The 19,028-nt window shown below is 73.2% G+C and carries 18 protein-coding genes; 9 read left to right on the forward strand and 9 right to left on the reverse strand.

Going from position 1 to position 19,028, the window contains the following annotated elements; genetic code table 11:
* The first annotated feature begins 22 nt into the window (after positions 1 to 22).
* Both SHK17_RS14395 and SHK17_RS14400 read left to right on the forward strand, forming a co-directional pair.
* Positions 23 to 1,183, forward strand: a complete 1,161-nt coding sequence (locus SHK17_RS14395) for a sensor histidine kinase (protein ID WP_322919683.1) — start codon at positions 23 to 25, stop codon at positions 1,181 to 1,183.
* The gene (locus SHK17_RS14400) at positions 1,180 to 1,824 is read left to right on the forward strand and encodes a response regulator transcription factor (protein WP_322425626.1); all 645 of its coding nucleotides are present in this window, start codon (positions 1,180 to 1,182) and stop codon (positions 1,822 to 1,824) included. Before SHK17_RS14395 ends, SHK17_RS14400 begins: the two co-directional genes overlap by 4 nt.
* Here the strand turns inward: SHK17_RS14400 and SHK17_RS14405 are convergent.
* The 5 genes from SHK17_RS14405 to SHK17_RS14425 all read right to left on the reverse strand — a co-directional run bounded on the left by SHK17_RS14405 (position 1,800) and on the right by SHK17_RS14425 (position 6,786).
* A complete protein-coding gene (locus SHK17_RS14405) occupies positions 1,800 to 2,474 on the reverse strand; it encodes a DUF2306 domain-containing protein (RefSeq protein ID WP_322425627.1) in 675 nt (224 codons plus the stop codon). The two genes, SHK17_RS14400 and SHK17_RS14405, sit on opposite strands and share 25 nt — an antisense overlap.
* A gap of 85 nt (positions 2,475 to 2,559) precedes the next feature.
* Complete coding sequence (nhaA, locus tag SHK17_RS14410) at positions 2,560 to 4,428, reverse strand: Na+/H+ antiporter NhaA (RefSeq protein ID WP_322919684.1); 1,869 nt, start codon at positions 4,426 to 4,428, stop codon at positions 2,560 to 2,562.
* A gap of 4 nt (positions 4,429 to 4,432) precedes the next feature.
* A complete protein-coding gene (locus SHK17_RS14415; protein WP_322919685.1) occupies positions 4,433 to 5,521 on the reverse strand; it encodes a branched-chain amino acid aminotransferase in 1,089 nt (362 codons plus the stop codon).
* A gap of 22 nt (positions 5,522 to 5,543) precedes the next feature.
* The gene (locus SHK17_RS14420; RefSeq protein ID WP_172264862.1) at positions 5,544 to 6,635 is read right to left on the reverse strand and encodes a 3-isopropylmalate dehydrogenase; all 1,092 of its coding nucleotides are present in this window, start codon (positions 6,633 to 6,635) and stop codon (positions 5,544 to 5,546) included.
* A 10-nt stretch (positions 6,636 to 6,645) separates the two neighbouring features.
* A complete protein-coding gene (locus SHK17_RS14425) occupies positions 6,646 to 6,786 on the reverse strand; it encodes a hypothetical protein (RefSeq protein WP_172264865.1) in 141 nt (46 codons plus the stop codon).
* Positions 6,787 to 7,089: 303 nt separating this feature from the next.
* Here SHK17_RS14425 and SHK17_RS14430 point away from each other — a divergent pair, with 303 nt between their 5' ends.
* The 5 genes from SHK17_RS14430 to SHK17_RS14450 all read left to right on the forward strand — a co-directional run bounded on the left by SHK17_RS14430 (position 7,090) and on the right by SHK17_RS14450 (position 12,162).
* Positions 7,090 to 7,656, forward strand: a complete 567-nt coding sequence (locus SHK17_RS14430) for an O-methyltransferase (protein ID WP_172264868.1) — start codon at positions 7,090 to 7,092, stop codon at positions 7,654 to 7,656.
* Positions 7,657 to 7,686: 30 nt separating this feature from the next.
* Complete coding sequence (locus tag SHK17_RS14435; RefSeq protein ID WP_322919686.1) at positions 7,687 to 8,364, forward strand: ABC transporter ATP-binding protein; 678 nt, start codon at positions 7,687 to 7,689, stop codon at positions 8,362 to 8,364.
* A complete protein-coding gene (locus SHK17_RS14440) occupies positions 8,357 to 9,820 on the forward strand; it encodes a DUF6297 family protein (RefSeq protein WP_322919687.1) in 1,464 nt (487 codons plus the stop codon). The genes SHK17_RS14435 and SHK17_RS14440 overlap by 8 nt, the downstream gene beginning before the upstream one ends.
* 163 nt (positions 9,821 to 9,983) lie before the next feature.
* On the forward strand, positions 9,984 to 10,592 hold the full coding sequence (locus SHK17_RS14445; protein WP_172264877.1) for a hypothetical protein: 609 nt from the start codon (positions 9,984 to 9,986) through the stop codon (positions 10,590 to 10,592).
* Positions 10,593 to 10,635: 43 nt separating this feature from the next.
* Entirely contained in the window at positions 10,636 to 12,162 is a 1,527-nt protein-coding gene (locus tag SHK17_RS14450) for a signal peptidase I (protein ID WP_322919688.1), read from the forward strand.
* Here SHK17_RS14450 and yczE read toward each other — a convergent pair.
* The gene (gene yczE / locus SHK17_RS14455) at positions 12,124 to 12,828 is read right to left on the reverse strand and encodes a membrane protein YczE (protein ID WP_322919689.1); all 705 of its coding nucleotides are present in this window, start codon (positions 12,826 to 12,828) and stop codon (positions 12,124 to 12,126) included. The genes SHK17_RS14450 and yczE overlap by 39 nt on opposite strands.
* A gap of 62 nt (positions 12,829 to 12,890) precedes the next feature.
* Here yczE and yczR point away from each other — a divergent pair, with 62 nt between their 5' ends.
* Entirely contained in the window at positions 12,891 to 14,342 is a 1,452-nt protein-coding gene (yczR, locus tag SHK17_RS14460; RefSeq protein ID WP_322919690.1) for a MocR-like transcription factor YczR, read from the forward strand.
* A gap of 24 nt (positions 14,343 to 14,366) precedes the next feature.
* Here the strand turns inward: yczR and serA are convergent, their stop codons facing one another.
* A complete protein-coding gene (gene serA / locus SHK17_RS14465; protein WP_322919691.1) occupies positions 14,367 to 15,962 on the reverse strand; it encodes a phosphoglycerate dehydrogenase in 1,596 nt (531 codons plus the stop codon).
* A 126-nt stretch (positions 15,963 to 16,088) separates the two neighbouring features.
* On the opposite strand from serA, the gene SHK17_RS14470 reads away from it, so the two are divergent.
* Positions 16,089 to 16,661 carry a YdeI/OmpD-associated family protein gene (locus SHK17_RS14470; protein WP_322919692.1) on the forward strand — a complete coding sequence of 191 codons (573 nt, stop codon included), beginning with the start codon at positions 16,089 to 16,091 and terminating at the stop codon, positions 16,659 to 16,661.
* Between the two features lie 27 nt (positions 16,662 to 16,688).
* On the opposite strand, the gene SHK17_RS14475 is transcribed toward SHK17_RS14470, so the two are convergent.
* Both SHK17_RS14475 and SHK17_RS14480 read right to left on the reverse strand, forming a co-directional pair.
* Positions 16,689 to 17,393: a DsbA family oxidoreductase gene (locus SHK17_RS14475; protein WP_322919693.1), complete on the reverse strand. Its 705-nt coding sequence runs from the start codon at positions 17,391 to 17,393 to the stop codon at positions 16,689 to 16,691.
* Between the two features lie 87 nt (positions 17,394 to 17,480).
* A complete protein-coding gene (locus tag SHK17_RS14480) occupies positions 17,481 to 18,980 on the reverse strand; it encodes a purine-cytosine permease family protein (RefSeq protein ID WP_322425640.1) in 1,500 nt (499 codons plus the stop codon).
* Between the last annotated feature and the right edge of the window lie 48 nt (positions 18,981 to 19,028).

Consider the following 19,028-nt stretch of genomic DNA (forward strand, 5'->3'; position numbering starts at 1 on the left):
CGCCGGGCACTACGGTTCACCCGTGCTCACGGTCCTGCGGTCCTTCGTCGGGTCGGTCCGGCGCCTGCCGGCCCCGCCGGGCGCGCGTCCGGCCGGTCGGTCCGACATCGCCCTCGTCGCGGTGGCGGCCGTGCTGGCGGTCGTCGAGGTGACGCTCCTGCGGCCCGACCTGCCGGGGCGGTGGCTCTCGCTGGTCGGCTTCCTCGCCTGGCTGCCCAGCCTGCTCGTACGACGGACGCGCCCCGCGGCGACGGCGCTCGCCTTCGCGGCGGTCATGGTCGTCCTGTCGGTGGTCCAGCGCCTCGGCGACGTCGACCCGCCCGGCGACCTGCACACGGCGGTGCTGGCGCTGCTCATCCCCTACTCCCTGGTGCGCTGGGCGTCCGGCGCCGACGCGGTCTCGGGGCTGGCGCTCTTCCTCCTGGTGGCCGGCTCGTCCCTGGTGGCGCAGGACCTGGCGGCCGGCGACCGGCTGGGCGGCGCGGCCGTGCTGGTCGCGGCGACGATGACGGGGCTCGCCCTGCGCGCGCGGGCGATGCTGCACACCCGCCAGCTCGAGGACGTACGACGACTGGAGCGGGAGCGCCTCGCGCGCGATCTGCACGACACGGTCGCCCACCACCTGACCGCCATCGCGATCAGCGCGCAGGCGGGCCTCGCGGTCGCCGAGACGCGGCCGGCGGCGGCGAGGGAGGCCCTGCGCCGCATCGACGAGGAGGCGACCCGCACCCTCGCCGAGACCCGGTCGGTGGTGCGGATGCTGCGGACCGACGACGACCCGGCGCGGCGGCCGCTGGACGACCTGACCGCGATGGCCGCGGCTGCGGGACCGGGTCCGGCCGTCGAGGTGGTCGTCGCCGACGACCTCGACCTGTCCCCCACCGTCGCGGCGACCGTCCAGCGGATCGCCCAGGAGTCGGTCGCCAACGCGCGCCGCCACGCGACGGACGTCACGAGCGTCCGGGTGCAGGTGGCCAGGAGGCTCGACCTGGTCGAGCTGACCGTCACCGACGACGGTCGCAGCGCGATGCCGGCCGACAGGGGGTTCGGCATCCTCGGCATGACCGAGCGTGCCGAGCTCGTCGGTGGCCGGCTGTCCGCCGGTCCCGCGGTCGGCGGCGGCTGGAAGGTCGTCGCGCTCCTGCCGTCCCGGGACCGCGAGCTCGACCGGCGCCGGCCATGACGTTGCGGGTGCTCGTCGCCGACGACCAGGAGATAGTGCGCACCGGGCTGGCGATGATCCTCGACGCGCAGGACGGCATCGAGGTGGTCGCGGCAGCCGTGGACGGCCAGGACGCCGTCGCGCAGGCCCGCACGCTGCGGCCGGACGTGTGCCTGCTCGACATCCGGATGCCACGCCTCGACGGCATCGAGGCGACCCGTGCGCTGGCCGGTCCCGAGGTGACGGACCCGATCGCCGTCGTGGTGGTGACGACCTTCGACCTCGACGACTACGTCTACGGCGCGCTGCGGGCCGGCGCCAAGGGGTTCCTGCTCAAGGACTGCGGCCCCGCGCTGCTCACCCACGCGGTCCGGGCGGCCGCCGACGGCGGCTCCCTCGTCGCGCCGGCGGTGACCACCCGGCTGCTGCGGGACTTCGCCGGCAGGGACGCCCCGCTGCAGCCCACGGCCGCCCTCACCGACCGGGAGGAGGAGGTGCTCGTCGCCGTGGCGCGGGGGCTGACCAACCACGAGGTCGCCGCGGAGCTCTACATCTCCCTCAGCACGGTGAAGACCCACCTCGCCTCGCTGATGGCCAAGCTCGGGGTCCGCAACCGCGTCGAGCTCGCGCTCTGGGCCTACCAGACGCGGCGGCTCGGCTGACGGGCCTGGCTGCGCCGCACGAGCCACTCCGCCACGACCAGGTTGATCACCCACGCTGCGGCCATCCCACTCGCCTTCAGGTCGCCGCCCGGCTGGTCGACGACGAGGACCATCGGCCCGAGGACGATCGCCTGCGTGCCGGCGCCCTGCCCGACGGCGTACGCCCTCGCCATCCACCGCTGGTGGGTGCGGACGTCGCGGCGCAGGATCGCCGCGACACCGAGCACCAGGCCGGCCACCATGACGGAGCCGAACACCAGCCGGACCCACATCAGCGCGGCGTTGTCGTGGGCGGGCAGGTCGTACCAGACCGCCATCCACAGCCCGCTCAGCGCCGCGGCCAGCCCGGCCGGCACGAGCACGCGCCCGCTCCAGCGGTGCCACCGCGGCCGGCGACGCCGGAAGGACGGCATGAACTGGAACGCCCCCAGCACGCAGTAGGTGCAGGCACCGAGCACGTGGACGACCACGGGAAGGGGCAGGTCGAAGAAGCGCTGGCTGGTCTCGTCGGCCTCCCCGGTCGCCAGGTCGGCGAGGCGGAGCACGCCGGCCACGACCGGCACGAAGGTGAGCGCCAGGAGGCCTGCCGGGATCCACCACTCGCGGCGGCGTCGGGGCGGGGCTGGTCGCGCGGGGGCGATCGTCGTCATGCGACGAGCCTCGCCGCGCCCGGTGGGCGCCGCATCGGCCGGCGGGCCGGTACGCATCGGCCGAACGGCCGAGACCGCTCGCGGGTCAGCGGGCGACGGCCGCCGACTCCAGCGCGGCGATCAGCGTGCGTGCGTCGTGGGGCCCGATGTGGCGGGTGTCGCCGATGAAGAACGTCGGCGTCCCGCGCACGCCGCTCTCCTCGGCCGACGCCACGTCGTGCTCCACGTGCCGGGCGAGCTCGTCGTCGTCGAGGTCGCGCATGAAGCGCTCCACGTCCAGGCCGATCTGCGCCGCGTAGCCGACGAGGTCCTCCAGCTCCAGCTCGTCCTGGTGGGCGAAGAGCACGGCGTGCATGTCCCAGAAGCGGTCCTGGCGGGCCGCGGCCTCCGAGGCGAGCGCGGCGAGCTCGGCGTGCGGGTGGACCGGCAGCGGCAGGTGGCGGGTGACGTAGCGCAGCCGGTCGCCGAAGTGGGCCCGCAGCTCCTCGCCGACGCCGCTGACCCGGGCGCAGAACGGGCACTCGTAGTCGAGGTACTCCACGAGCGTCAGCGGCGCGTCGACCGGGCCCAGCACGTGGTCGCGCTCCTCGTCGACGGGCCGGCTCAGCAGCGTGGGCAGGGCGGCGTCGCGCTGGCCGAGGACGCGGGCGGCGAAGCGGAACGCCAGCCAGCCGGCGAGGCTGGCCAGCCCGGCCGCCAGTAGCACGCCCACGCGGGCCTCGTCCTGGAGCCGGCTGGAGTCGAAGGCCAGGCTGATGATGAGCAGCGAGACGGTGAAGCCGATGCCCGACAGCGCCCCGCCGGCGAGGGTGTGCCCGAGGCCCACGCCCTGCGGCAGGCGGCCCCAGCCGAGCCGGACGCTGGCCCACGCGCCGACGAAGATGCCGAGCGCCTTGCCGACCACCAGGCCGAGCACGATGCCCCACATCAGCCGCGAGCCGAGGGCATCGCCGAGCACGCCGTCACGCAGGTCGACGCCGGCGTTGGCCAGCGCGAAGAGAGGTACGACGACGTGGCTGGTCGGCGAGTGCAGCGCCTCCTGCAGCCGCTCGTTGACCGAGATGGCGCGGGTCAGCGACCGGCGCGCCGCCCGCTGGACGCCGGGCATCGGGGACTGCCGGAAGGCCCGGAACGACGTCGCTGCCGCGTCGACGTCGGAGCGGCGCGGGTCGAGCGCCGGGACCAAGAGCCCGCTCACCATCCCGGCGATCGAGGCGTGCACGCCCGACTCGAGGGTGGCGACCCAGAGCACGACCACCACGAGGACGTAGGGCGCCGCCTGCCACACGGCGTAGCGGTCCAGCACGACCAGCACGGCCAGGCAGGCCGCGGCGACGAGCAGCGCACCCGCCGAGATGTCGTCGGAGTAGACGATGCCGATGACGCTCACCGCGACGATGTCGTCGATGACGGTCAGCGTCAGCAGGAAGATCCGCAGCTGGGTGGAGACCGCGGGGCCGACCAGCGCCATGACGCCGAGCAGGAACGCGGTGTCGGTGCCGATGACGGCGCCCCAGCCGGCCGACTCGGCACCCGACGGGTTGAGGGCCAGGAAGATCGCGGCCGGCACCAGCATGCCCGTGGTGCCCGCGACGAGCGGCACCACGACCCTGCTGCGATCGGTGAGCTCGCCGATCGCGAACTCCTTGCGGACCTCGAGCCCGATCACGAAGAAGAACACGACCATGAGGCCGTCGTTGATCCAGTGGTGCAGGTCCATGGTCAGCCCGCCGCTGCCGAAGCGGATCGACAGCTCGGTGTGCCACAGGTCGACGTAGGACTGCGACCACGGCGAGTTGGCCCACACGAGCGCGACCAGGGCGGCCGCCACGAGCAGCCCGGCCGACATCGACTCGGTGTCGATGAAGTCGCGCAGCGATCGCGAGCTCTGCGCCTCGAAGGCGGACGCGCCCCGGCAGGAGGACTGGTCGGTGGTCGCGGTGTCGTCGGACATCGGGTCAGACGACGCGGTGCATCCAGCCGAAGGTGTCCTCGACCCGGCCGAACTGCATCCCGACCAGGGCCTCACGGATCCGCATCGTCAGCTCGGTGCTCGCCGGCGCGGGCGTCACCCTGCCGGGCGAGCGCAGCTCGCCGACGGGGGTGACCACGGCGGCGGTGCCGCAGGCGAACACCTCGGTGATCTCGCCGGACGCGACGCCGTCGCGCCACTCGTCGATGGAGACCTTGCGCTCCTCGACGGCGTGGCCGAGCTTGCCGGCCAGCTCGATGATCGAGGCGCGGGTGATGCCCTCGAGGATCGTGCCGGTCTCCGGGGTGACGATGCGTCCGTCGGCGTGGACGAAGAAGAGGTTCATCCCGCCGAGCTCCTCGATGTAGCGGAACTCCTGGTCGTCGAGGAAGACGACCTGGTCGCAGCCCTTCTCGATCGCCTCGCGCTGCGCCGCGAGCGAGGCGGCGTAGTTGCCACCGGTCTTCGCCGCGCCCATGCCGCCGCGGCCGGCGCGGGTGAAGGTCTCGGAGAGCCAGAGGTTGACCGGCTTCACGCCGCCCTTGAAGTAGGCGCCGGCCGGCGAGGCGATGACCATGAACGTCACGTGCTGGGCGGGGCGCACGCCGAGGAAGGTCTCGGAGGCGAACATGAAGGGCCGCAGGTAGAGCGACTTCTCGCCCTCCCCCTGGCCGGCCGCGTTGTCGGGGACCCAGCGCTGGTCGGCCTCGACCAGGGCGTCCACGCACGCGACGAAGTCGTCCACGGGCAGCTCGGGGAAGGCGAGCCGCGCGCTCGAGCGGACCATCCGCGCGGCGTTCTGCTCGGGACGGAAGGTCCAGATCGAGCCGTCGGCGTGGCGGTAGGCCTTCATGCCCTCGAACGTCTCCTGCGCGTAGTGCAGCACCGCGGTCGCGGGGTCGAGGGTGAGCGGCCCGTAGGGGGTGATGCGCGCGGCGTGCCACCCGGCGTCGGGGGTCCACTCCACCGTGAGCATGTGATCGGTGAAGTGGGTGCCGAAGCCGGGGTTGGCGAGGATCTCGGAGAGCCGCGCGTCGTCGACCGGCGTGGGGTTGGCGGTGGTGCTGATCTGCATGGGGTCAACCTATCGAGGTGCGTCAGAGGCGAGCGGCGATGGCGTCCCCGACCTCGCTCGTACGACGGGTGGTGCCCGTCGTGCGCTCAGCGAGGTCGGCCAGCACCGCGGTCTCGATCGCCGCGGCCGCCTCGGGGTGGCCGAGGTGGTCGAGCAGGAGCGCGGCGGACAGGATCGCGGCGGTGGGGTCGGCCTTCTGCTGGCCGGCGATGTCGGGGGCCGAGCCGTGGACCGGCTCGAACATGGAGGGCGCCGTCCGGTCGGGGTTGACGTTGCCGGAGGCGGCCAGGCCGATGCCGCCGGTGATGGCGGCGGCGAGGTCGGTGACGATGTCGCCGAAGAGGTTGTCGGTGACGATGACGTCGAAGCGGGCAGGGTCGGTGGCCAGGAAGATCATCGCCGCGTCGACGTGCATGTAGTCGGTCGTCACGTCGGGGTGCTCCGCCGCGACGGCCTCAAAGACCCGCCACCACAGCGAGCCCGCGTTGACCAGCACGTTGGTCTTGTGGACCAGGGTCACCTTCTTGCGCGGGCGCCGGCTGGCCCGCGCGAAGGCGTCGCGCACCACCCGCTCGACGCCGTACGCGGTGTTGACCGACACCTCGGTGGCGATCTCGGCCGGCGTGCCGACCCGCAGGGCGCCGCCGTTGCCCGTGTAGGGGCCCTCGGTGCCCTCGCGGACGACCACGAAGTCGATGTCGCCGCGCTCCAGCACGTGGTCGGCCAGGGGTGAGGCCGTGCCCGGGTAGAGCCGCGAGGGGCGCAGGTTGACGTAGTGGTCGAGCTCGAAGCGCAGCCGCAGGAGCAGGCCCCGCTCGAGGATGCCGGGCGGCAGGTCGGGGTCGTTGGGCTTGCCGCCGACCGCCCCGAGCAGGATTGCGTCGTGCCCGCGGACCTCCTCGAGCACCGAGTCGGGCAGCACCTCACCGGTTGCGAGGTAGCGCTCGGCACCGAGGTCGTAGCGGGTCGGCGCGAACGTCACCGGGGAGGCGACCTCGAGGACCTTGAGGGCCTCGGCGGTCACCTCGGGACCGATCCCGTCGCCGGGGATGACGGCGAGGGTCGGGCTCCCGTGCGCGGTGGAGCCGGGGCCGGTCTGCTGCGTCTCGGACATGCGGCGAACGTTAGTTGTCGTCCGGACGCTGACCGCCGTCGTCTCGCAGGTCAAGCGCGATCTGGACGGCGGAGGCGACGTTCTCGGCGCTGCGCGGGTTCTCGGGGTCGTGCGCGGCGGGGCCCCAGGCGTCGGGATAGAGGTCGTACATGGCTTCGCTCCTACGGGTGCGGACGTGTCCGCGTCGGGTGCTCGACCGGCTGGGTGGATCCAGCCGGGAGTCGAACCGAGAAGCCAGGTGGCGGAACCTCGTCAACGCCGAACACCGCGACGAGGTGGCCTCTCTGTCAGGCCCCGCCGCGGCGATCGATGAGTACGAGGACGCTCCGCATGGTGAGCAGACTGTAGGACGCGACCCCCCGCCGCCGCACCGGCTTTGCCGAACGTGTCAGATCCTGAGACGTCGGCCCGCTCCCTGGGACACGCGCCCTTTGGTGACACACTCGACCACCTCATGTCTGCTCCTCCCTACCTCCCCGACGTGGTCCAGCGCGCCTTCGAGGTGTGCCGGCAGGCGGGCTACGTCGCCTTCTGCCGCAACGAGACCGGCCGGCTGCTGGCGACGCTGGCGGCGACCCGCGGCGGCACGATGGCCGAGTTCGGCACCGGCTGCGGCGTGGGGACGGCCTGGCTGCGCAGCGGCGTGCGCAACGGTGCGCGGATCCTCACTGCCGAGCTCGACGAGTCGCTGGCCGGGGCAGCGGCACGGATCTTCGACGACGACGCCAAGGTCGAGGTGCTGGCCGCCGACTGGAACGTCCTGCGCGACCGCGGGCCGTTCTCGCTGCTCTTCCTCGACTCCGGCAGCCCCTCCGAGGTCGGCGTCGACTCGATCATCGACCTCGTCGAGCCCGGCGGGATCGTGGTGCTCGACGACTTCTCCCCGTGCGAGTCCTGGCCGCCGATCGCCTACGGTCGTGTGGACACGCTGCGCGAGCAGTGGCTCACCGACGAGCGCTTCACCGCGGTCGAGGTGATGGTCGCCTCCGACGCGTCGGCGGTCATCGCGACACGTCGCTGACGCACGCGCCGTCCTGCTTGGATGAGCGCCATGGGGGACGACGCGAGGCACGCCGTGCACGACGGCGTGGGCGCCGCGCTGCTCGCGGTCCGGGGGATCACCCGCCGCTTCGGTGACCGGACGGTCCTGGCCGGGGTCGACCTCGACGTCGCCGCCGGCGAGGCCGTGGGCGTCGTGGGACCCAACGGCAGCGGCAAGTCCACCCTGCTGCGCTGCATCGTCGGCGCCGACGAGGCCGATGCGGGCACGTCGGTGCTGGCCGGCCGCACGGTCGACGAGCGCGAGCCCGCGATCCGTCGCGACCTCGCGGTGGTGATGGACGACATCGACTTCTTCCCCGACCTGTCGGTGGTCGAGCACCTCGACCTGGTGGCACGGGCCCACGCCCAGCACGACGCGGAGGAGGTCGTGAACGGCGTGCTGGACGAGGTGGGGCTGACGGAGGTCTCGGGCCAGCTGCCCTCGACGCTGTCGTCGGGGCAGCGACGGCGACTCGCGCTGGCGAGCGCGTTCGTGCGCCCGCGCCGGCTGCTGGTGCTCGACGAGCCGGAGGCCCGCCTCGACGTCGACGGCGTCGAGTGGCTGGGCGCCAGGCTCCTGTCGGAGAAGGCGGCGGGGAGCGCGGTGCTGCTGGTCAGCCACGACCCCGCCCTGGTCGAGCGTGTGTGCGACCGCGTCGTCCGGCTGGGACCGCCCACCGATGACTGACGTCCCCCCCGCGCGGGAGCTGCGGCGGGAGGTCCGTGACTGGCGCCGCGGCCGCGCCGAGCTGCGCTGGGGCGAGGTCGTCTCCGACGCCTACGTCGCGGCGTTCTGCGTCGTCATGGTGGCGGCGATGGGCGGCAACGTGGTCCTCTCGCTGCGTCGTCTGGCCGACGACGCGTGCGTGGCGCAGTGCGGCGAGGTCCGGGCGGCCGCGCCATGGCTGGCCGCCGTCGCGGTGGCCCTGCTCGCTCTCGGACTCGCGCGGCTGCTCGGGCCGGTCTTCAGCCCGCCCGCGGCCAACGCGTGGCTGCTCAGCACGCCGGTCGACCGGGGTGCGCTGCTGCGTCCCGGGTGGTGGCGCACGGCGGGCCTCACGCTCGCGGGGTCGGCCCTGCTGCTCGTGGCGCCGGCGCTGCTGGGCGGGCTCTCGCCGGGCGGGACGGCCGCCTTCGTCCTCGCCGGCGCTGCGGCCGCCCTTGCCTGCGTGGGAGTCGCGGCGCTGTCGCAGGTCCGCGAGGACCGGGTCGCCCGGTGGCTCACCTGGGCGCTCCTCGCGGCGCTCTGGTCGGCCTTGGGTCTCTCAGCGACTCAGGGCGCAGGAGCGCTCCCGACGGTGCCGGCCTGGGCGGCGCTCGGCGTCGCCGCGCTGGCGGTGCCGGCCGCAGCGGTGCTCGTCTGGCGGGCCGGCCGGGCGGTCGGCGTGGTCACCCGGCGCGTGCTCGGCCAGACCGAGAACCTCTCCCCCGCCCTGTCCGGCGCGCTGTCGTCGATCGACCTCGGCCTGATGTACGACGTGCTCCTGGCCCGCCGCTGGGGCCGCGGCGCGCGCGTCACCCCGCGCACCGGGGGCCCGCTCGGCTGGTGGGCGCTGGTCCACCGCGACGTCCTGCGCGCGGCCCGGACGCCTCAGCCGGTCGTCCTCCTGGCCGGGCTCGTGCTCGTGCCCTACGCCGCGGCCGAGGCCGGCGCCGGCCGGGCGGTCGTCCTGGTCACGACGCTCGTCGGGCTGCTCGGCGGTCCTGCGCTGTGCACGGGGCTGCGGGTCGTCGTACGCACCGGGAGCCTCGCGCGGATGCTCCCGCTCCGCCGCCGGTCCCTGCTGCTGGCCCACCTGGTGGTGCCGGGCATGGCGCTGGTCCTCTTCGCCGTGGCGACCACGTGGACGCTGTTGCCGGAGCACCCCCCGGCCGAGGCGGTGACCGTGGCCCTCGCCTGCGGCGCCTCCGCGCTGGCCGCGACGACGCGGTGGATCACCGGGAAGCCGCCGGACTACGCCGCGCCGCTGGTGAGCACGCCGGCCGGTGGGGTGCCGACGGGAGTCCTTGGAAGCGTGTCGCGGGGCTTCGACGTGTGGGCGCTCACGGCCCTGCCCATCGTGTTCGGACCCGCCGGCACGCTGGTCTCCGTGGCCATCAGCGTCGGCGTGATCGGCTACCTGGTCTCCGACGGCGCCGGCTGACGCGAGGCTACCGACCGGTAGCGGTCGGCGGGCCCCGCTGTCAAGGGCACGAGGGCGTGATTTTTACCAAACGGCGGATTTTGTTGCCGTCCTGTTCCTACGGTGTGCAGGCACTCGGTGCTCCGAGCAGCACTCCACCTCGTCCTCGAAGGAACCCGCCATCATGAAGTCCCCCGGCACCAAGACGACCCAGGTCCTCGCGATCGCCGCCACCCCCCTCGCCATCGTGGCCCTCGGCGCGTCGGTCTACCAGGCGTCGTCCGCCGCCTTCACCGGCCAGACCCGCAACTCCGGCAACGAGTGGGCCACCGGATCGGTCAAGCTGACCGATGACGACAACGGCGCCGCGCGCTTCCGGGTCACCAACATGCTGCCGGGCGACACGCAGACCAAGTGCATCGTGGTCACGGCGGACGCGTCCGTGCCGAGCACCGTCAAGGGCTACGCCATCAACCCGGTGACCTCGACCGCCGGCCTGGAGAACAAGGTGCTCGTCACGATCGACTCCGGCACCGGTGGTTCGTTCGCCGACTGCAACGGCTTCACCGCCGTCGGCGCGCCCCACGTCACCAACGCCCCGCTCTCGGCCATCGCGCAGGTGAACACGTTCGAGTCCGGCTTCGGCGGCTGGTCCGTCCCGGCCGGCGTCTCGTCGCGCACCTACCGCCTGACCTGGAAGTTCGACACCACCGGCATGACGCAGGCCCAGGTCGACCAGATGCAGGGCGCCCGCACCGGCATCGACATGCAGTGGGAGATGCAGAGCAACTGACCGCCCCCGAGGGACCACGACGACGCCGCCGGGAGGTGAGCAGATGACCTCCGCGACCGTCCTCGACGCGGACCGCGCACAGCCCGGTGGCGGCACCGCCGGCCAGGCGCCGCAGGTCGCGCTCCACGGCTGGGCCCGCCTCGCCGGGGTGCTCGCGGCCCGGATGTACCGCGCGTTCCTGCTCGGCCTCGCCGTCATCGCCCTGGCTCCCGTCCTGTTCGGGTGGGGCTCGTACGTCGTCCGGTCCGGATCGATGGAGCCGTCCATGCAGGTCGGCGACGTCGTCGTCGGCAAGCCCTGGAGCGAGGACCAGCGGATCCGGGTCGGGCGGGTCTTCGTCTACGACGACCCGGCCACGACGCGGCCGCACCTGATGGTGCACCGCATCGTGGAGCTGCGCGACGACGGCGACTACACCACCGCCGGCGACGCGAACGACGTCACCGACGTGACGCCGCTGCCGCGCAGCGACGTCCGCGCCACCGCCGTGCTCCTGGTCCCCTACATCGGGCTGCCGGTCACCTGGATGCGGTCCGGGGACTGGCTGCGCCTCGCGGCCTGGCTGCTGCTGACGAGCGCCGCGCTCGCCCTGGCCCTCCGGCGCCTCGACGGCGAGCGGCCGAGGTGGGGCCTGCTGCGGGCGGTCCGGCGGTGGGTCGCGCGGCGACCGCCGCACGACGGGCCCGGCTCCGGCGGCCCTGCGGACGGCGGCCCGACGCACGGGACCGGTCCCGCGAGGTCACGGGAGGGCCGCGTGCTCCGCTCGCGGGTCCCCCTCGTGGTCGTGGCGGGACTGGTCCTGCTCGGCACGCTGACGTCGACGGCGAACGCGGGGTTCACCGGCCACACGCGCAACAGCGGCTGGACGTGGGCCACCGGCGCCTGGGCACAGCCGTACGTCTCCGCCGTCCTCGCAGACCAGCCGTTCGGCTTCTGGCTGCTCGACGAGCCCGGCGGCGCGGCGTACGCCTCGGACCGGTCGGGCAACAACCGCACCGGGCAGTACTACGGCTCCGTCCAGCCCGGTGTGCCGGGTGCGCTCCCCCGCAACCCGGGCACCGCCGTGGACCACGCCGGCGGTCGCGTGGTCCTCGGCCCCCAGCCGGTGGCCGCGCCGGCGGCGTACTCGATCGAGCTGTGGTTCCGCACCACCTCGACCTCGCGCAGCTACCTCGCGGGCTTCGAGGACGACCGCGACGCCGGCTACTCGCTGCTCGGCTCGCAGGCCGACCGCTCGGTGACGATGGAGTCCTCGGGGCGGCTGACCTTCGGCACCTGGCCGGGGCGCTCCACGTCCGTGACCACCTCACGGTCCTACAACGACGGGAGCTGGCACCACCTCGTCGTCACCAGCACCGCGGCTCGCCTCACGACGATCCACGTCGACGGCGTCCCCGTCGTCAGCGGGACCACGTCGACGCTGCTGGCCTACACCGGCTACTGGCGGGTGGGCCAGGGCAGCATCGGGTGGCTCAACACCCCGGCGTTCGACGGCGAGATCGACAACGTCGCGATCTACCACTCGGCGCTGTCAGGGAGCCGGGTCGCCGCCCACTGGGCCGCGCGCTAGCTCGACGGTGAACCACGGCAGCATCAGCTGCGTCAACGGGCCGATCGCCAGGGCGTAGGCCACCGTGCCGATGCCGAGCTTGCCGCCGAGCAGCAGGCCGATCACGACCACGCCGACCTCCAGCGCCGTGCGCACCAGCCGCAGCGAGAGGCCGGTGCGCCGCGCCAGGCCGGTCATCAGGCCGTCCCGCGGGCCGCGACCGAGCTGGGCCCCGATGTAGAGGGCGCTGGCCGCCCCGCACAGCACGACCCCACCGACCATCAGCGAGATCCGCGCCCACACGGCGTCCGGCTGCGCCACGACGGCCAGCGTGACGTCGGCGGAGACGCCCACGACCAGCGCGTTGCTGATGGTGCCGAGACCGGGCATTTCCCGCAGCGGGATCCACAGCACCAGCACGACGAAGCTGAAGAGCACGACCGCCTGTCCGAACGACATCGGCACGTGCCGGATGAAGCCGGAGTGGAGCACGTCCCACGGGGCCAGGCCGAGCGCGCCCCGGACCATCATGGCAAGCGAGACGCCGTAGAGGAACAGCCCGACGTAGAGCTGCGGCAGCCGGCGGGCGAGCCGGCCGGCGCGCAGCTGCGCGACGGGGCCGAGGTCGACGAGGGCGCGCGGGGACCTGCCGGGGACGGACGCGGTGCTGGTCGGGATGCTGCTCATGACTCCAGTGTGGACGCGCATTGGCCTTGTCCGGAATAGCCAATCGTGGAATGGTGGCCTGCATGAGCCGCGTCATCAGCGCACAGCGCGTAGCCACCCTCGTCGGCGACTTCCCGCGCTCGCCGGCCTACCTCGGTCTCGCCGAGAGCCTGCGCGTCCTCATCGGCGACGGCCGGGTGGGCATCGACGTCCGGCTGCCGAGCGAGCGCGACCTGACCGGCGTCCTGGACGTGTCGCGGACGACCGTCACGCGGGCCTACGAGGTGCTGCGCGAGTCCGGGTACGCCGAGGCGCGCCGCGGGTCGGGCACCTTCACCACCGTGCCGGGCGGGCAGCGGCGCGCGCACGACCGCGCCCTCATGCCCGGGCACGGCGGGCGGGACGTCATCGACCTCAACTGCGCGGCGCACTCCGCACCGCCCGGCCTGATCGAGGCCTACCAGCGCGCCACCGAGGAGCTGCCCGCCTACCTCAGCGGCCCGGGCTACTTCCCGCTCGGCGTGCCGGCGCTGCAGGCGCGGATCGCGGCGTCGTACGACGCCCGGGGGCTGCCCACCGTGCCGGAGCAGGTGATGGTCACCGCGGGGGCGCTCGCCGCCGCGTCGGTCGTCGCCCAGGCCTACACGGCGCCCGGCGAGCGGGTGGTCGTCGAGTCGCCGACCTACCCCAACGCCACGCAGGCCGTGCAGCACGCCGGCGCCCGGCTGGTGCCTGCCACCGTCGACCCCGACGGCTGGGACCTCGACGCGCTCGCCGCCACGCTGCGCCAGACCTCGCCCCGGCTCGCCTACCTCATCCCTGACTTCCAGAACCCCACCGGCCACCTCATGTCCGACTCCCAGCGCGAGGAGCTGGCCACGGCGCTGGCCCGCACCCGCACGGTCGTGGTGGCCGACGAGGCGCACCAGGCGCTCGCCCTGGAGCCGGAGCTGGCCGGGGCGATGCCGCGCCCGCTCGCGGCGTACGCCGACGACGCGATCACCATCGGCAGCGCGAGCAAGTCCTACTGGGGCGGCCTGCGGCTGGGCTGGGTGCGTGCTCCCCTCGCCGACATGGACCGGCTGATCCACGCCCGCATCGGCCTCGACCTGGGGGCGCCCGTGCTCGAGCAGCTGGTGCTGGCCGACCTGATGGACCGGGCCGACGAGGTTCTGCCCGTGCACCGCCGGCGGCTCCTGGCCGGACGCGACGCCCTCGTCGCGGCGCTCGGTGAGCACCTGCCGGAGTGGCGCTTTCGCATCCCGGACGGCGGGCTCGCACTCTGGTGCGAGCTGCCCGAGGCGCTCGGCACGGCCACGACCGTCGAGGCCGAGCGGCGCGGACTGGTGGTGGCGCCCGGGCCGGTGTTCGCGGTGGAGGGCGGCCTCGACCGGTTCGTCCGCATCCCCTGGACGGCGTCGCCGGAGGTCCTCACCGAGGCCGTACGCCGCCTGGCCACGGCGTGGGAGCACGTGTCCGGCGACGCAACCCGGCCGGCGACGAGGAGCGCGGCCGGCCGGGTGATGGTCGCCTGAGCGGGAGTCGGGCCGGCAGTCGGGTCAGGACAGGTCGACGACGCGGACCGACGCGGCCTGCATGGCCGTCTGGATCTCGGCGAGCGTCTCGGCCGTGATCGCCGAGTCGACGCTCAGCGCGACCAGCGCCTCGCCGCCCCGGTCCTGGCGCGAGACCTGCATGCCGGCGATGTTGACCGCGGCGTCGCCGAGGATGCCGCCGACGACGCCGACCATGCCGGGGCGGTCCTCGTAGGTGACGAAGGCGAGGTGGGTGGTGGGCTCGATGTCGACGTCGAAGCCGTTGACCTCGACGAGCCGCTCCTTCTGCGCGATGCCGACCAGCGTGCCGCTGACCGACACCTGCGTGCCGTCCGCGAGCGTCCCGCGCAGGGTGATCAGGTTGCGGTGGTCCGGGCTCTCCGACTCGGTCACCAGGCGCACCTCCGTGCCACGCTCGGCGGCGAGCAGGGGCGCGTTGACGTAGGAGACCTGCTCCTCGACGATGTCGGCGAAGACGCCCTTGAGGGCGGCCAGCTCGAGGACCTTGACGTCGTACTCGGTGATCTCGCCGCGGACCTCGACGTCGAGCTGCTGGGCGACCTCGCCCGCCAGCGCGGTGAAGACGCGACCGAGCTTCTCGGTCAGCGGGATGCCGGGACGGACGTCCTCGGCGATGACGCCGCCCTGGACGTTGACCGCGTCGGGGACGAGCTCGCCGCTCAGCGCGAGGCGCACGGACCGGGCGACGGCGATGCCGGCCTTCTCCTGCGCCTCGTCGGTCGAGGCGCCGAGGTGGGGCGTCGCGACGACGTTGTCGAGCTCGAAGAGGGGGCTGTCGGTGCACGGCTCGGTCGCGAAGACGTCGAGGCCGGCGGCCGCGATCTGACCGGTCTTGAGGGCGTCGAAGAGGGCGGCCTCGTCGACGATGCCGCCGCGGGCGGCGTTGACCAGGACCAGGCTGGTCTTCGCCTTGGCCAGCTGCTCGGCGCCGATGAGGCCCACCGTCTCGGGTGTCTTGGGCAGGTGGACGCTCATGAAGTCGGACTCGGCCAGCAGGGTGTCGAGGTCGACGAGGCGGACGCCCATCTGCGCGGCGCGGCCGGCCTGCACGTAGGGGTCGTAGGCGATGACCTTCATGCCGAAGGCGCTGAGCCGCTGCGCGACGAGCACGCCGATGCGACCGAGGCCGACGATGCCGACGGTCTTCTCGTAGAGCTCGATGCCGGTGTACTTCGAGCGCTTCCACTCGCCGTTGCGCAGGGCGGCGTGGGCCGGGCTGATGTGCCGGGCGGCGGCGAGCATCAGCGCGACCGCGAGCTCGGCGGCGCTGACGATGTTGGAGGTCGGGGCGTTGACGACCATGACGCCGGCCTGGGTGGATGCCTTGACGTCGACGTTGTCGAGGCCGACCCCGGCGCGGGCGATGACCTTGAGGCGGGTCGCGGCGGCGAGCGCCTCGGCGTCGACCTTGGTCGCGGACCGCACGAGGATCGCGTCGACGTCGGCGATCGCGGGGATCAGCTCGGCACGGTCGGCGCCGTTGCAGTGACGGATCTCGAAGTCCGGTCCGAGCGCCTCGATGGTGGCGGGGCTCAGTTCTTCGGCGATGAGTACGACGGGCTTGGCGGGTGCGCTCACAGCGGGGTCCTCGTGGTCAAGGGTGGGTCCGGGGCTGCACGACGCTGTGCGCGATCCACCCTACCCGCGGGTCCGCACGCCCACGAACCCGTCCACGCTGTGGGAGGTGACCCCTAGCCTGAGCCCATGGGCGCGATGGACGAGGCGGAGCGGCTGTCCCCGGCGACGGTCGAGGAGTGGAGCGCGTGGCTGCGTGAGCACCACACCCAGCCGTCGGGGGCGTGGCTGGTCAGCCCGCGCAGGGCCGTCGACCGGCCGTTCTCCTACGAGGAGGCCGTGCTCGAGGCGCTGCGCTACGGCTGGGTCGACTCGACGGTGAAGCCCGTGGACGAGGACCGCACGATGATGTGGTTCGCCCCGCGCCGCAAGGGCAGCATGTGGACCCGGATCAACAAGGGCCGCGTCGCGCGGCTCGAGGAGGCCGGGCTGATGGAGCCAGCCGGGGCCGCGGCCGTGGCGGTGGCCAAAAAGACGGGCATGTGGACGCTGATGGACGACGTCGAGGACCTGGTCGTCCCCGCCGACCTGGCGTCGGCCTTCGACCGCTTCCCCGGCGCTCGCGAGCACTGGCAGTCGTGGTCGGCCTCGGCGCAGAAGCTCATCCTCACGTGGATCGTGCTGGCCAAGCGGCCGGACACCCGTGCCGTCCGCGTCGAGACCACGGCCGAGATGGCGGCGCGCGGCGAGAAGTCGCGCTAGGTCAGGCGACGCCGTCGGCGCCCGCCCTCAGATCGCGCAGCCGTCCGGTCCGCACTCGTCGCCGGTCGCGAGGACCTCGATGCGGGGGCGCGACTCCGACCAGGCCCGGTCGAGGACCTGGGTGAACACCTCGGTGGGCTGCGCCCCGGAGACGCCGTACTTCTCGTCGACCACGAAGAACGGCACGCCGGTCGCGCCGTAGGCCTGCGCCTGCTCGATGTCGGCGTGGACGTCGGAGGTGTACTCCGTGCCGGCCAGCACCTCGTCGACCCGGGCCGCGTCCACACCGGCGCCGACGGCGACCTCGCGGAGGACGGCGTGGTCGGCGACATTGCGCGCCTCGGTGAAGTACGCGTGCAGCAGCGCCTCCTTCACCCGGCCCTGCATCTCGTTGCCGCCCTGCTCGTGCGCGAGGTGGATGACGCGGTGGGCGTCGACGGTGTTGAGGTGAAGGGTCTCCGAGAGCCGGTAGACCAGCCCCTCCTCGGCCGCGACGGCCTCGACCCGGTCCTGCATCTGCTGGACGCCGGCGGGCGACTGGCCGTACTTGCGGGCCAGCATCGCCGACGACTTCTCCGTCGCCTCGAGCGGCGCACCCGGGTCGAGCTGGTAGGACCGCCAGTGCACCTCGACGTCGTCGGCGTGCTCGAACTGCGCGAGCGCGTTCTCGATGCGGCGCTTGCCGATGTAGCACCAGGGGCAGACGACGTCGGACCAGATCTCGATCTTCACAGCGGTCCCAACACCGCCGCTGACCTGCATGTTCCCGGGTTACTAGGCCTTGAGTCTCTCAGCGACTCAACCCGTAGGAAGGCGGACTCAGGCCTCCTGGCGACGCACCGTCGAGCGACGCGCGACGTAGGTCACGACGAAGCCGAGGACCAGCGCGAGCAGGACGCCGAGGTTGGCGTAGGCCCACGGACCCTCCCAGTAGGGGCCGGCGGCGTCGTCGACGTACGTCCCGAGGCCCAGCGGCTCGAGGAGGAAGCCCTGCCAGTTGTTCCAGGTGGCGTCGGCGGCGAAGTTGTTGACCACGAGGCCCCAGCCGAGGACCGAGGCGCCGACCATCGTGCCGACGGACACCCAGTCGAAGGACCCGTAGCGACCACGGGCGTCGAAGAGGGCGTCCTCGTCGTAGTCGCGCTTGCGGAGCGCGATGTCGGCGATCATGATGCCGGCCCACGCGGCGAGCGGTACGCCGAGCGTGATGAGGAAGCTCTGGAACGGGCCGAGGAAGTCCTCGGCGAAGAAGACGACCCAGATGGTGCCCAGGGTCAGCAGCACCCCGTCGACGAAGGCCGCGGCGGGCCGCGGGATCCGGACGCCCAACGAGAGCAGGGTCAGGCCCGAGGAGTAGATGCCGAGCACGGCACCGCTGACGAGGGCGAGGATCGCGGCGACGAGGAACGGCACGAGGAACCACGTCGGGAGCAGCGTGCCGAGGGTGCCGATCGGGTCGGCGGAGATGCCGAGCGACAGCTCGCCCGACGAGCCCGCGAGCAGCAGGCCGAACACCACGAGCAGCACCGGCGCGATCGCGCCGCCGAAGGTGTTCCACGCGACGATCGAGGAGCCCTTGGCGTCGCGGTGCTGGTAGCGCGACCAGTCGGCCGCGATGTTGATCCAGCCGAGGCCGAAGCCGGTCATCACCATGACGAGCGCACCGACCATCTGCTGCGCGCTGCCGTCGGGGATCTCCTGCACCGCCGCCCAGTCGATCTCGTCGAGGGTGAGCAGGACGTAGACGATCGTGGCGAGCCCGGTGATCCACGTGAGGACCGACTGCATCCGCATGATGACGTGGTAGCCGGCGACGCTCGCGCTCACGATCAGGGCCGCCACGACGACCGTGGCGGCGATCTTGGTGCCGGTGCCGGAGGCCCAGCCGAGCTGGTCGAAGATCGTCGCGGTCGCCAGCACGGCCAGGATGGCGAGGAAGGTCTCCCACCCGATCGAGACCAGCCACGAGACGACGCCCGGGACCTTCTGGCCGTTGACGCCGAAGGCCGCGCGGCTGAGGACCATCGTCGGCGCCGACCCGCGCTTGCCGGCGATCGCGATGATCCCGCACAGCGCGAAGGACACGATGACGCCGACGACCGTCACGACGAGCGCCTGGCGGAACGAGATGGCGAAGCCCAGCACGAACGAGCCGTAGCTGATGCCGAAGACCGAGACGTTGGCCGCGAACCACGGCCAGAACAGGTCGCGGGGGCGGGCGGTGCGCTCGGACTCCTCGATGATCTCGATGCCCGTGGTCTCGACGCCGAGGCGGCGCGTCTGCTCGACCCCGGGGCCGGTGGTGGCGGTGTGGCTCATGACCGAATCGTCGCGCACCATCGTCCGCTGGTCGAGGAAGGGGTCCCC

This window comes from Nocardioides renjunii (assembly GCF_034661175.1).
Lineage (GTDB): Bacteria > Actinomycetota > Actinomycetes > Propionibacteriales > Nocardioidaceae > Nocardioides > Nocardioides renjunii.

Coding starts and splice junctions, on each gene's coding strand:
- SHK17_RS14445 (WP_172264877.1), top strand. CDS start 9,984: ATGAAGTCCCCCGGCACCAAGACGACCCAGGTCCTCGCGATCGCCGCC.
- nhaA (WP_322919684.1), bottom strand. CDS start 4,428: ATGTCCGACGACACCGCGACCACCGACCAGTCCTCCTGCCGGGGCGCG.
- yczR (WP_322919690.1), top strand. CDS start 12,891: ATGAGCCGCGTCATCAGCGCACAGCGCGTAGCCACCCTCGTCGGCGAC.
- SHK17_RS14440 (WP_322919687.1), top strand. CDS start 8,357: ATGACTGACGTCCCCCCCGCGCGGGAGCTGCGGCGGGAGGTCCGTGAC.
- SHK17_RS14425 (WP_172264865.1), bottom strand. CDS start 6,786: ATGTACGACCTCTATCCCGACGCCTGGGGCCCCGCCGCGCACGACCCC.
- SHK17_RS14420 (WP_172264862.1), bottom strand. CDS start 6,635: ATGTCCGAGACGCAGCAGACCGGCCCCGGCTCCACCGCGCACGGGAGC.
- SHK17_RS14480 (WP_322425640.1), bottom strand. CDS start 18,980: ATGAGCCACACCGCCACCACCGGCCCCGGGGTCGAGCAGACGCGCCGC.
- SHK17_RS14415 (WP_322919685.1), bottom strand. CDS start 5,521: ATGCAGATCAGCACCACCGCCAACCCCACGCCGGTCGACGACGCGCGG.
- SHK17_RS14470 (WP_322919692.1), top strand. CDS start 16,089: ATGGGCGCGATGGACGAGGCGGAGCGGCTGTCCCCGGCGACGGTCGAG.
- SHK17_RS14450 (WP_322919688.1), top strand. CDS start 10,636: ATGACCTCCGCGACCGTCCTCGACGCGGACCGCGCACAGCCCGGTGGC.
- SHK17_RS14430 (WP_172264868.1), top strand. CDS start 7,090: ATGTCTGCTCCTCCCTACCTCCCCGACGTGGTCCAGCGCGCCTTCGAG.
- SHK17_RS14400 (WP_322425626.1), top strand. CDS start 1,180: ATGACGTTGCGGGTGCTCGTCGCCGACGACCAGGAGATAGTGCGCACC.
- yczE (WP_322919689.1), bottom strand. CDS start 12,828: ATGAGCAGCATCCCGACCAGCACCGCGTCCGTCCCCGGCAGGTCCCCG.
- SHK17_RS14435 (WP_322919686.1), top strand. CDS start 7,687: ATGGGGGACGACGCGAGGCACGCCGTGCACGACGGCGTGGGCGCCGCG.
- SHK17_RS14405 (WP_322425627.1), bottom strand. CDS start 2,474: ATGACGACGATCGCCCCCGCGCGACCAGCCCCGCCCCGACGCCGCCGC.